This window comes from Christiangramia sabulilitoris, from assembly GCF_007050985.1.
GTDB lineage: Bacteria > Bacteroidota > Bacteroidia > Flavobacteriales > Flavobacteriaceae > Christiangramia > Christiangramia sabulilitoris.
The window spans coordinates 543,997-556,894 of record NZ_VHSF01000003.1 but is presented as its reverse complement, the minus strand read 5'-3'; the positions used below and the strand labels follow the sequence as shown (position 1 = coordinate 556,894).

Sequence of the window (12,898 nt, the reverse complement as noted above, 5' to 3'; positions counted from 1 at the left end):
AAGCAGGCTATTTTATTAATAATATTAATTCTTATTGTCCTCTGTATTGAAGTCCTTATCATCCTCTTCAGTCTCAATGATCCTCATCGCCGGTTCTTTTAGAACCTTTTTGTTGGCGATACTTCTTTCCAAGGATAGCAGCAGAGACGGTAAAAGTAGAAGATTGGCCAGCATGGCGAAAAGTAAAGTTGCTGATACCAGTCCGCCTAAAGCTACGGTACCCCCAAAACTACTGATCATGAATACTGAAAATCCAAAAAACAGAACAATTGATGTGTAGAACATACTAACCCCGGTTTCTCTCAGTGCTGCATAGACCGATCGCTTGATCTTCCAGTTGTTCGCTTTTAACTCCTGCCGGTATTTTGCCAGGAAATGAATGGTATCATCTACAGAGATCCCAAACGCAATACTAAAGACAAGAATTGTAGATGGTTTTATAGGAACCCCTATGAATCCCATAACACCTGCTGTGACAATCAATGGCAGCAGGTTGGGCACCAGAGAAATGATGATCATTCTAAAGCTTCGAAACATCCAGGCCATAAGAATGGCGATAAGGAAGATGGCGAGTCCCAAAGAAATAATAAGATTCCTCACCAGGTAATTGGTTCCTTTTTGAAAAAGAAGGGCTTTACCGGTTAGCGAAACATTATATCGATCTTCCGGGAATATTTTTTGGATCTGTGGCAAAAGATCGTTTTCGATCTCTTCCATCTGCTCTGTGCCCACATCCTTCATAAAAGTAGTGATCCTGGCGTACTGACCTGTAGAATCTACATAAGATTGCATAAGCCCTTCACTGGAAGAAAGATTTCTTGCGTATGGCATTATGAAATTACGTTCCTGTGAGGATGGTAACTGGTAATATTTAGGATTACCATTATAATAGGCTTGTTTGGAATATTTTACCAGTCTGTTTACAGACAGTGGTTTGGAGAGCTCCGGGATGTCCTGTATAAAGGACTCAAGCTGGTCCATCTTTTTAAGAGTGGAAAGCTTCATGACGCCTTTAGGTCTTTTGGTATCTATTAAGATCTCTAATGGCATCACCCCGTCAAATTCATTTTCAAAGAATTTTACATCCTTAAAAAATGTGGTATTCTGTGGCATATCCTCTAGGATACTTCCGGATATTTTAATCGTATAGATCCCTATAATGCTTGCTACAAGCAGGACTAGGGAAGAGATATATATCGCGATACGATGATTTCGTACCATATTCTCCATCCAGTTCACAAATCCACCAATCCATTTTTTATTAAGATGCTTTAAATGCCGGTCCTTAGGAGGATTAAGATAACTGTAAATGATCGGGATGATCAACAGGCTAAGCACGAAAATGGCAATGATATTGATGGATGCCACCACCCCGAATTCTGCAAGTAATTTACTGTCGGTCAATATGAATGTTGCGAAACCTGAGGCAGTGGTAAGATTGGTCAATAAAGTGGCATTCCCCACTTTAGTAATCACGCGCTGTAGTGATTTTGCCTGGTTGCCATGTTTTTTGATTTCCTGTTGGTATTTATTTATCAGGAAGATACAGTTAGGGATTCCTATCACGATAATTAGGGGCGGGATCAATGCCGTAAGTATTGTGATCTCGTAGTGGAGAAGCCCAATTACGCCAAACGCCCACATTACCCCAATACAAACCGTAAACATGGAAATAAGGGTTGCTCTTAAAGATCTGAAAAAGAAAAAGAAGATCAGGGACGTAACAAAAAGGGCGGCCAGGATAAAGAGACCTATTTCATCTACAATATTCTGTGCATTTAAAGTCCTGATATATGGCATCCCGGAGACGCGAACATCAATTCCATATTTATCTTCAAATTCCTGGATAAGTGGGTCCAGTTCTTCCAGCACAAATATCTTCCTGGCTTTTGTATTAACGAGGTCCTTATTTAAATATAAAGCAGATTGTATGGTATTGGAATTTGAACTGAAAACCAGGTTTTCATAAAATGGCAGTTCAGTAAAGAGCTTATTTTCAAATTGCTTTAGCTGAATACTATCAGGTGAGGCGGTGTCAAGCACCGGTACCATTTCGAATCTTTTTGGATCTTCGAACTTTTTGAGTTCCTGCAGGCTGGCCGGAGAAATGATATGATCCACCTCCGGATAGGTAGATAATTTATTGGTGAGTTCATTCCAGGCCCTGAATTTTTCCGGAGTGAAAATAGTAGAATCCTGCACTCCCAATAGGATTAGGTTCCCCTCTTCCCCAAACTTATTAAGAAAATCATTATAGTTAATATTCACGGGGTGATCATCGGGCATCAGGTTTGCTTCCGTATAGGAAAAACGCATATTTTTCCATTGCGTGGAAAGCAGGAAAGTAGCAACCGAGATCAGAATAATAATAATGATCCTGTTTCTTAGAATAAGGCGGGCGATGGAATTCCAAAATCCAAAGCTGAATATCTTATGCATGGCCATGTTTTAGCGGCGCAAAGTTAGAAAAAGCTACCTTAAATAGTTCAGATAAGAGGATTTATCTTGTGCTTTTTAAAGCTGAAGCTGTAATGTAAATTTTAAAGCAAAGTTATCTTTGAATGTTTCCCGGTGGTAAGCACCATATCTATAGGCTGCGCCAAGACCAAGACCGGCCAGGATTTTATTCAGTTCGATTCCGGCTTCTGAATATCCATGGTTTAAAGTATTGAAAGTTATGTTCTGATGCTTAGCCATATTATCAAAATCACCGATGGCATGCCTGGAAATAAATACCAGTTCGGGTTGAAAATGGTCAGAGATCAAAAAAGGTCTTAGTTGATGTCTAACGTGCAGACTCGCCTGTCTTTCACTAAAAAATTCATTAAAGAACATTGTTTCAAAACCATTCCTTCCCGCAATAGAAAATCGCCGGAAGACGCCTTCTCTGCCAGGGTTATTGGGGTTTGCATGGAAGGTATGCGTCAGGGGCAGGTCGCCAAAGCCGTAGTTGCCCTCAAGAATAAATTCGGTTCTGGATCTGTCCAGCCGGCGAATTTCGTGCTCTGCCTTTAAACCTATCCTTGTAAAATTAAAGGTACCGTCAAATGAAGAAAATGATTGTTCTATATGTCCTGTAAACTGGGGGAAGTTTTTTTCGAGTATGATATTACTTTCCGGGGTATTGAGGAATTTTGAAAAAGGTCTCCATAAAAATGAAAGGCTAAGGGAAGAGAGGTCATAATCCCTGTATTCTGTGCCATTGTGTAGAAAGCTATACTGCCTAATCTGCCAGATTTCCTCGCGGGCCACCTGTAATTCCATATCTAGCTTTGGAGTGATCCTGTGCTCCACGCTGCTGGCATATTTTCTATAATTGTAATAGAAGTTGATATTTACAAAACGCGGCTGCAGAATGGCAAAGGTGCGCTGACCTTTCAGGTAATGAAAGGAAGCCGTTTCCCGGATGTCCCTTTCGAAGGAAAAATTCAGGCTTGTACCGGTCTTTTTATTGAGGTAGAGCTCTGTGCCTGCTCCATATTTTAAAACTTCGTCTTTAAAGCCATAAGTAGTATAGCCGTTAAGATTAAAATCATCAGAAAATTTATCGTTTGTTTTTCCGCCAAAACCAAGCCTGATTCCCTCATAATTGTTGAATTTAAAGATACGGCTTAAGTCCACATCCCAGAAACCTACGGGATAATAGCCCGATGCGATGGCTTGTTTTACCTGGATCTTGCGCTCAACATTTCCGGCTTGTATGATACTATCTACCTTTTCCCTGGTGGCTTTATCCCTTTCTGTAAAATCAATTTTACGATTCTCAACCCAGTAGAGGCTATCCCTGGAAGTAGCCTTTGCATACACGTCTATCGCGGCACCGGGATTTTTAATTTCACCGTCATAATCCAGGTCAACTTCGTAATTTGTTGTTAAGGAGTTTAAAAATAAATTTTTTGAAACCTCTTCAGATCCGAAAATCAAATCTAAAACGCCTTTTTTCTGCTGGACGGTGCCTAAAGTTATGGTTCCGCCAAAAACTGCGATCTCCTTGCCGCCGGAGCCAGGTCTTATTTTCGTTGATTGCTCTGAAGGAAACCAAACATCTTTTGCCGGATAGTACTTATAATCATGCTCCACTTCCAGCCTGATCTCTCCAAGTAGTTGCGCCTTTGCCTTCTGTATGCCCAGGCTTATGGTGTCAAGATATAGAATTCCTTCCAGGCCGGCTACGACTTCTTCACGTCTGGGATTAAAATAAACCACATAAGCGGGTCTTTCGCCAGAAGTTGTGTCGAGGATTTTGTATTGATAATTCTTAAAGGCATTCGTTGCCAAAGGACCAGCATATTCTGTTTTATACAATTTGTAATTGTGCTTATACAGTGATAATGGATGCAGCTCCATCCCCAGTATTTTATAAACCGGTTTCTTAAATCCTGCTGTTTGAATGCCCAAGACCTCTTCTTTGTGGATATTGTTTGCAGAAAAGTAATGCTCAGAAACCTTCTCAGAAAGATAGGCTCTCCCTTCATTTATTATAGTTCGAATGGCTGCAGAAGTAGAGTCTGCCTGCATACTCATGCCTCCGGATTCATTATCAATGATAAATTTCGAATATGAGCGATATTTAAAGCCACTCAATACTTTCTCCGGATCGTTTTTTTCGCGGTTTCGAATGGCTTTTTCTATGAGGACTTCCGCAGGGTCTCTTTCGTTGGAGATCATAACCGTTTCAAGTTGTTCGTAAGCCGGCGTCATTCCAACCTGCAAATACCTGGTGTCTTTACTTATCTGTACTTTTATGGTTTTATAACCAACATAGGAAAAACTGATACTGTCCCTGTCTTTTTCCAATGGTAACTCAAAGCTGCCGTCGATATTGGTTAATATCTGCCTGCCCTCATTCCATTCTATTTTTGCGTAAGCAAGTGGTTCTTTTGTTTGTTTATTAATTACCCTGCCGGGGATCGTCTGCCCGAATAAACCTGCACTTAAAAAGAATAAAAAAACAATTAAGGTAGAGCGCATTTAAGATTTTAATTAATAGCAGGATTAAAATAAAAATGCCGGGTCAAATCTGAAGATAATTCAGATCCAAGCCGGCAAATTTCTGTAGTTCAGAGAACATTAAACGGTCATGATCTCTTTTTCTTTCACAGCCAGTATACTGTCTATTCTCTCTATATAGGTATTGGTCAATTCCTGAACATCATCTTCTGAACTTTTCAAAAGATCTTCAGAAATATCAAGTTTCTTTAATTCCTGCATCGCCTGCTTGCGGTCGTTTCTTACCCCAACTTTAGCGTCTTCAGCTTCAGCTTTCGCCTGTTTGGTCAATTGCTTTCTTCTTTCTTCTGTTAATGGCGGAACATTTATGATCACACTCTCCCCATTGTTCATTGGGTTAAAACCAAGATTCGCCATCATAATTCCTTTTTCGATCTCCTGGATCAAACTTTTTTCAAAAGGCTGAATAGAAAGGGTTCTGGCATCGGGTGTATTTACATTCGCCACCTGTTGCAATGGAGTCTTTGCACCGTAATATTCCACCATGACACTACCTAGCATATTTGGACTGGCTTTCCCTGCACGTATATTTGAAAGTTGTTTTTTAAGATGCGAAATGGCGCCTTCCATTCCTTCTTTTGCTGCTTCTATAATAAATTCAACTTCATCCATTTTTTAAAAATTATTTACAAGTTCAGATTTATAGGTTCACTTTTGTTCCTACACGCTCTCCAGTTGCAACCTTTAAAAGGTTACCCGGTTTGTTCATGTCGAATACAATAATTGGTAATTCGTTTTCCTGGCTTAAGGTGAAGGCAGTGGTGTCCATCACTTTCAGCCCTTTCTTGATTACATCCTCAAATGTAATGAAATCGAATTTAGTCGCTTCTTTATCTTTTTCAGGGTCGGCAGTGTAAATACCATCTACACGGGTTCCTTTAAGGATAACATCTGCTTTGATCTCAATGGCCCTTAGAACTGCAGCCGAGTCTGTGGTGAAATATGGGTTTCCGGTTCCACCTCCAAAAATTACTACCCTGCCCTTCTCCAGATGCCTGATAGCTTTACGACGAATAAAAGGCTCTGCCACTTCGTTGATTTTTATTGCAGATTGTAGCCTGGTTTGGATATCTGCATCTTCCAGGGCACTCTGTAAAGCAAGACCGTTAATTACCGTGGCAAGCATTCCCATATGATCTCCCTGGACTCTGTCCATTCCGCGGCTGGCTCCTGCAACTCCACGAAAAATGTTTCCTCCACCAATTACAATCGCCAGCTCAACACCTTTGTCAACTACCGTTTTAATTTCCTCTGCATATTCTGCCAACCGCTCCGGATCAATGCCATATTGGCGGTTTCCCATCAAAGCCTCTCCAGATAGTTTTAAAAGTATTCTCTTGTATTGCATAGCTGATTTTTATTAATCGTTGCAAATATAGCTAATATCTGAATTTGTGAAATATAATGGCAGCTTTTTGAAAACCATTAGGATGCTTTTAATAGAAATTAACTTGTGACAGGTAATTTGTCACGCTACCAGTTAAGTAGCTATGGCCGGATTTTTGATATATTTGATTTGAAAAAATTAAATAAAATTTACACCTATGATGGGATATTATATAATAGCGGGACTTATTTTTATAGTAAGTATGTATGTGAGTAATAAGCTCAAAAGTAAATTCAAGAAATACTCTAAAGTTCACCTGCAAAATGGAATGAGCGGTAAGGAAATCGCAGAAAAGATGTTGCGGGATAATGGTATTCACGATGTTAAGGTTATTTCCACCCCGGGAATGCTTTCAGATCATTATAACCCCGCGAAGAAAACGATTAATTTGAGCGAGGGAGTGTATTCTCAGAGAAATGCTGCGGCGGCGGCGGTTGCTGCCCACGAATGTGGTCATGCTGTACAGCACGCAACGGCTTATAGCTGGTTACAAATGAGAAGTAAACTGGTGCCGGTGGTAAGCGTTGCTTCTAAATTATCCCAATGGGCGATCTTTGGAGGTTTGATCCTTATGACCATGGTAGGAGCAGGAGTAGGGCAAACCGTTTTACTACTTGGTATTATAATGTATGCTGCGGGAACGCTGTTTAGTTTTATAACCTTGCCGGTAGAGTATGATGCCAGTAAAAGAGCACTTGTGTGGCTGGAAAATGAAAATATGCTGACAGGAGCTGAACATGATGCAGCTGAAGATTCCCTTAAATGGGCGGCAAGAACCTATGTGGTTGCTGCGGTGGGATCGCTGGCTACCTTACTGTATTTTGTTAGCCTTTATATGGGTAGAGATTAATCGAAAATGATATTGAACTAAAAAAGCTGTCTTGTTAAGAGACAGCTTTTTTAGTTTAAATTTTGATCTGCCTGTCTATTTGTTGGTTCAGGGAGATAAATGTTTCGGTTCTCGAAACTCCGTCAATGGCCTGGATATTTTTGTTTAGTACATTCATTAAATGCTCATTATCTCGGCAAAGGATCTTTAGAAAAATTGACCAGTTTCCTGTGGTGTAGTGGCATTCTATAACTTCCGGGATTTGGCTCAGCTGCTTTACGGCCTGTGGGTTACTTACCGCCTTGTCTAAATAAACTCCCACGAAAGCCATGGTTTTATACCCCAGCAATCTCGCATCAAGCTTCATTTTAGACCCTTCGATGAGTCCCGACTTTTCAAGCTTTCTAAGTCTTTGATGTACCGCAGCACCGGTTATTCCAATATTTTTAGCGATCTCCAGAATAGGCTTTTTAGCATCTTTCATCAGGAAGTTCAGAATCGTTTTATCAATTCCATCAAGCTTTACACTATCATTGACAATTTTCATTCAGCAATTTATTTTGATTTTAAAGCTAAAATACAAAAATGCTTCTCAAATTTAATTTCCTACCTCTCCAAATGGATTATATCCCAGGTATTCCGTCTCTTCCTCTTTAAATTTAATACCCTGGTCTTCCAGTTTTTTCAGAATGGGCTGATACACCTCTTTTTTAATAGGAAGCTGAACTCCGGGAGTCTTAATTTTTCCATTTAAGATCATTATCGCGGCGATCGCCACGGGTAGACCAACGGTCCTGGCCATTGCTGTCTTGGTCTGGTCTTCTCCAATATTGACCATAGTTGAGTCAATTTGCTTTCTTTCGCCATTTAGCTCGTACCCAAATTTGTGGTACATCACGATCATATCCTTATCATCTTCAGACAGGGTCCATTTATCCATCAATATCTTTTGCAGCGCCTGAGCCGGGGTAGCGTTTTTGATTCCTATCTTTTTATCAGGGTTGAAAAGGTCCAGCTCTATTAGCTTATCCCACATGATATCATCCTGATCTATTTTCAGATTATGCCTCACCTTTAGTTCTACAGAATCGCTGGGTGAATATGGAAGGAATGCATTAATGAAATCGCGATAGCTCATCTCTTCTGAATTCTTCATGGCAAAACTATCATCTGTCATACCTAATTGTACAAACATATTCCACGCACGGCTGAACCCAACTTTACGAATGGTACCACGGTAAAGGGTCAAAACATCTTCCAGCCCGTAAATACTCTGGTACTTTAGGGAGTTTCTGTTAGCGTAAGCTTCAAATTTACCGTGTCCCTCAATTTTCAAAAATTCGGTTCTTCTGAACAATCTTTGGTAGGGAATATATTTATATTTTCCTTCCTGAATAAATTCAGCAACACCGCCCTGGCCCGCAACCACAACATTCCTGGGATTCCAGGTGAATTTATAATTCCAAAGGTTATTGTCGCTTTCCGGGGCGACCAGCCCACCGGTAAAAGATTCGAAAAGAAGCATCTTACCGCCTTTATCCCTAATCCTGTCTATGACCTGCATGGCGCTCATATGGTCAATTCCGGGATCCACGCCAATTTCATTCATAAATACCAGGCCTTTAGCTTTAACTTCAGCATCCAGGGCCTTCATTTCGTCGCTGATGTAAGATGCGGTTACCATATTCTTACTATACTTCAAACAATCTCTGGCTACCTCGATATGGAATCGCGCCGGAAGCATGGAAATGATTATATCGGCTTTTTTAATGGCGGGTTCGCGGCTTTCAGATTTAAAGACATCCAGCTCAAAAGCTTCACATCTTTGGTGATCCCGGCAGGCTTTGCGGGCATTATCAATATCCAGATCTCCTATTCTTAGAAAAAGATCCTCAGTTTCGGCCTGTTTCAGTAGGTAATCTATAAGAACGGAAGTGGATTTTCCTGCTCCTATAATTAAAATTTCTCGCATAAATTAAGTTAGTTTTGTGTAGTGGCTGACGAATGTATTAAAACTTTGAGTTATAAAAAATTGAAATAATGCATAGAAAATTTTTAATCAGTGGAGCTGTTTTTGGGCTAACGGCGGTAATTTTAGGTGCTTTTGCTGCTCATGGACTCAAGGAGGTGATTTCTGCAGAATCTCTTAAATCTTTCGAAACCGGGGTTCGCTTCCAGATTTATCATGCATTTCTTTTTTTAATAATTGGAGGATTAAAAGTGCTATCCTTTGAGAAGCTAAATACAATCTATTATTTACTATTTACAGGAGTCATTTTATTCTCGGTTTCAATTTACTTATTATCTGCAGGAACTATATTGGGGATGAATTTTAGAGCGATAGCCATATTAACACCCTTAGGTGGCACCCTGTTAATACTGGGCTGGTTCTTATTATTACTGAAATTCATAAAGTTAAAAACTAAATAAATTGATTTTGTTTAACGTTTTATCTACATAAGATTTTTACTTTTGTATGCCTAAACAAACAACAGAATTGATTTTTTATGGTCGATAACACCCAAATTACGAAAACGATTTCGTTAGAGGATTACGGCATCAAAAATGCCACAGTACATTATCAGCTATCTCCAGAACAACTTCACCGTGAAACATTGCGACTTGGGCAGGGTGTGGAAAGCTCTTTTGGAGCTTTGGCAGTGAATACCGGCGAATTTACCGGTAGGTCTCCCAAAGACAGGTTCATAGTGAAAGATGAGGTAACCGCAGATAAAGTATGGTGGGGGGATATCAATATTCCTTTTGATCCGGAGAAGTTCGATAAATTATATAAGAAGGTAGTAAATTATCTGAACGGGAAAGAAGTCTATGCCCGTGATGCTTATGCCTGCGCACAGGATGCATACCGTTTAAATATCAGGGTGGTTAATGAATATCCCTGGTCTAATATGTTTGCCTATAATATGTTTCTGCGACCAGAAGAGGATGAACTGGCAGATTTTAAAGAAGACTGGTTAATTGTAAACGCTCCTGGGTTTAAAGCAGATCCCGAGACTGATGGTACGAGACAGGAAAATTTTGCAATCCTAAATTTTAGTAAGAAAATTGCCCTTATAGGTGGTACCGGTTATACCGGAGAAATTAAAAAAGGTATTTTTTCTGCTCTAAACTTTATACTTCCGGTATACAAGAATACCCTGCCTATGCACTGTTCTGCTAACGTGGGTGAAGATGGAGATACCGCGATCTTTTTCGGATTATCCGGGACAGGTAAGACTACCCTTTCTGCAGATCCAGAAAGGAAATTAATTGGAGATGATGAACATGGCTGGACTTCAGAAAATACGATTTTCAATTTTGAAGGAGGTTGTTATGCCAAAGTGATCAATCTTACTGAAAAAAACGAACCAGACATTTACCGTGCGATCAAGCCGGGAGCTATCCTGGAAAATGTTGTTCTGGATAAAGACGGCAATGTAGATTTCCAGGATACCAGTATTACTCAGAACACAAGGGTGAGCTATCCTATTCACCATATAGATAATATACAGGAGCCTTCCTCGGGTAAGAATCCAAAGAATATATTTTTCCTAACGGCCGATGCTTTTGGGGTATTGCCTCCAATCAGCAAACTAACTCCGGGACAGGCTGCCTATCATTTTATTAGCGGTTATACTGCTAAAGTAGCTGGAACTGAAGCAGGTGTAGATGAACCGGTACCTAGTTTTTCTGCATGTTTTGGTGCACCGTTTATGCCATTGCATCCAACAGAATATGCTGAAATGCTAAGCAAGAAAATGAAAGCTGCTGAAGTGAACGTATGGCTGGTAAATACCGGTTGGACTGGCGGGCCTTACGGGGTAGGAAACAGAATGAAGTTAAAATATACCCGCGAAATGATTAGCTCGGCTCTAGAAGGAAAGCTTGATGATGTGGAATATGAAAAGCACGAGATCTTTGGCCTGGAAATGCCAAAGACCTGTGAAAATGTACCTTCAGAAGTACTAAATCCAAAGAATACCTGGAAAGATAAAGATGCCTATGATCGTAAAGCGAAAGAGTTATCAAGATTTTTCAGAAAGAACTTTAGTAAATTCGAAGAGTATGCCAATGAGGAAATCATGAATGGTGGTCCAATCGAATAGTTTTAAATTGTTAGTTGAAAAAAAAATCCGGTCTGTGACCGGATTTTTTTTATTTGAAAGTGAAGGAGAATAAAATAATTACTTCTTATTAACCTCGCTAATATATTTATTTATAGCCATGGTCATGCTTGGAGTTTCGGGCGTTGGAGCCTTAATATTCACAGTAAGTCCATGTTCCTTTGCTGCTTTAATAGTGGTGTTTCCAAAAACAGCGATCCTGGTTTCGTTTTGCTTGAAATCCGGGAAATTCTCAAATAGAGATTTGATTCCGCTAGGGCTAAAGAAAACCAGAATATCATAAGTTACGTCCTTTAGATGCGAAAGATCACTAACAACAGTTCTGTAAAAAACTGCCTTGGTCCAGTCTACCCCTAATTTGTTCAAAGTTTTAGGTACATCAGGCTTCAGCATATCTGAAGACGGCAGAAGAAATTTTTCGTTCTTATATTTCTTAATAAGCGGAGCAAGTTCAGTAAATGTTCTTTTACCTACATAGATCTTCCTTTTACGGTAGACGACATACTTCTGTAAATAATAGGCAACCGCCTCACTTAAACAAAAATATTTCAAACTATCTGGTACCTTAAACCTCATTTCTTCAGCAATTCTAAAGAAATGGTCCACTGCATTACGACTGGTAAGAATGATTGCGGTGTACTTGGTAAGATCAACCTTTTGCTGTCTTACTTCTTTCGATGGAACTCCTTCAACATGAATAAAAGGGATGAAATCAATTTTAACTTTTTGCTTTTCCTCTAACTCAAAATAAGGTGAGTTTTCCACCTTAGGCTCAGGTTGAGAAACCAAAATTGTTTTCACTTTCATATATTAAACTTTATTAGGTCCTCTTTAGATTGTAATTAGCTTATATAAAATTATATAAGGTGCTATTTCAAGTGCGCAAAGGTACAAAATAAAATAAAACCAATTGGCGCTTAAAAGGCTTTGATTTCTCCTGTATATTATAATCATGCCCAGAGAATTCGCGAGAATTGCTGAACCGGCGATAAATCCTAATATAAGGCCTGTAGGGTAGAACCCGTAAATTAATAATAAAGAAGCAAATAACAGAAATATGGAGATGAAATTTCTATAACTAAACTTCTGAAAGATATAGTAGTCTATTTTTTCGTCTATATCGAAAATATTTCCAATGATTTTCTCTACTCCGGCTTTGATTAAAATAAGACAAAAATAGGCGGTAAAAATCCTGATAAAGAGTATAAATGGTCCGGGCTCTGCCCCCCTGAAAAAACGGTAGGCTATAAATAAAAATATAGAAACAGAAATCGCCTGCAGAGTTAACAATAAAATGTTAAAAGCATGAAAAGCTTTATTCTCTTTTCCTTTAAAGGCTATAAATTTGCCGGAGTTTAAAAGGGATGTAAATTCCTCAAAACGTTGGGGGAATAAAATTTTTGCCGCCACTAAAAGAATAAAACAGGCCAGAAAAAGGATGGTCATCCAATCCTGGTATTCGTAAATTCTTTCTATTGCCTGCATGTAAAAAATTTTTACAAATGTAAAATTTTGACCTTTATTCCGGAGGCCTAACATAAAGATTTG

General features: G+C 39.4%; 11 protein-coding genes. 3 read left to right on the top strand and 8 right to left on the bottom strand.

What is annotated here, in order from left to right:
- Nucleotides 1-24: 24 nt before the first annotated feature.
- The 4 genes from FGM01_RS12615 to pyrH form a co-directional block, all read right to left on the bottom strand.
- A complete protein-coding gene (locus FGM01_RS12615; protein ID WP_143411524.1) occupies nucleotides 25-2,439 on the bottom strand; it encodes an efflux RND transporter permease subunit in 2,415 nt (804 codons plus the stop codon).
- Between the two features lie 75 nt (nucleotides 2,440-2,514).
- A complete protein-coding gene (locus FGM01_RS12610; RefSeq protein ID WP_143411523.1) occupies nucleotides 2,515-4,971 on the bottom strand; it encodes a DUF5686 family protein in 2,457 nt (818 codons plus the stop codon).
- Between the two features lie 99 nt (nucleotides 4,972-5,070).
- The gene (gene frr / locus FGM01_RS12605) at nucleotides 5,071-5,622 is read right to left on the bottom strand and encodes a ribosome recycling factor (protein ID WP_143411522.1); all 552 of its coding nucleotides are present in this window, start codon (nucleotides 5,620-5,622) and stop codon (nucleotides 5,071-5,073) included.
- A 28-nt stretch (nucleotides 5,623-5,650) separates the two neighbouring features.
- Nucleotides 5,651-6,358 carry a UMP kinase gene (pyrH, locus tag FGM01_RS12600; protein ID WP_143411521.1) on the bottom strand — a complete coding sequence of 236 codons (708 nt, stop codon included), beginning with the start codon at nucleotides 6,356-6,358 and terminating at the stop codon, nucleotides 5,651-5,653.
- Nucleotides 6,359-6,554: 196 nt separating this feature from the next.
- Here pyrH and FGM01_RS12595 point away from each other — a divergent pair, with 196 nt between their 5' ends.
- Nucleotides 6,555-7,247, top strand: a complete 693-nt coding sequence (locus FGM01_RS12595) for a zinc metallopeptidase (protein ID WP_143411520.1) — start codon at nucleotides 6,555-6,557, stop codon at nucleotides 7,245-7,247.
- A gap of 55 nt (nucleotides 7,248-7,302) precedes the next feature.
- Here FGM01_RS12595 and FGM01_RS12590 read toward each other — a convergent pair whose 3' ends face one another.
- Nucleotides 7,303-7,773, bottom strand: coding sequence for an Lrp/AsnC family transcriptional regulator (locus FGM01_RS12590; protein ID WP_143411519.1), 471 nt, complete (start codon nucleotides 7,771-7,773; stop codon nucleotides 7,303-7,305).
- Nucleotides 7,774-7,824: 51 nt separating this feature from the next.
- Entirely contained in the window at nucleotides 7,825-9,198 is a 1,374-nt protein-coding gene (locus tag FGM01_RS12585; RefSeq protein ID WP_143411518.1) for a saccharopine dehydrogenase family protein, read from the bottom strand.
- Nucleotides 9,199-9,266: 68 nt separating this feature from the next.
- On the opposite strand from FGM01_RS12585, the gene FGM01_RS12580 reads away from it, so the two are divergent.
- Both FGM01_RS12580 and pckA read left to right on the top strand, forming a co-directional pair.
- A complete protein-coding gene (locus FGM01_RS12580; protein ID WP_143411517.1) occupies nucleotides 9,267-9,656 on the top strand; it encodes a DUF423 domain-containing protein in 390 nt (129 codons plus the stop codon).
- A gap of 77 nt (nucleotides 9,657-9,733) precedes the next feature.
- Nucleotides 9,734-11,332 carry a phosphoenolpyruvate carboxykinase (ATP) gene (pckA, locus tag FGM01_RS12575; protein WP_143411516.1) on the top strand — a complete coding sequence of 533 codons (1,599 nt, stop codon included), beginning with the start codon at nucleotides 9,734-9,736 and terminating at the stop codon, nucleotides 11,330-11,332.
- Nucleotides 11,333-11,410: 78 nt separating this feature from the next.
- On the opposite strand, the gene FGM01_RS12570 is transcribed toward pckA, so the two are convergent.
- On the bottom strand, nucleotides 11,411-12,157 hold the full coding sequence (locus tag FGM01_RS12570) for a uroporphyrinogen-III synthase (RefSeq protein WP_143411515.1): 747 nt from the start codon (nucleotides 12,155-12,157) through the stop codon (nucleotides 11,411-11,413).
- A gap of 24 nt (nucleotides 12,158-12,181) precedes the next feature.
- On the bottom strand, nucleotides 12,182-12,835 hold the full coding sequence (locus FGM01_RS12565) for a DUF4271 domain-containing protein (protein WP_143411514.1): 654 nt from the start codon (nucleotides 12,833-12,835) through the stop codon (nucleotides 12,182-12,184).
- Nucleotides 12,836-12,898 lie beyond the last annotated feature (63 nt).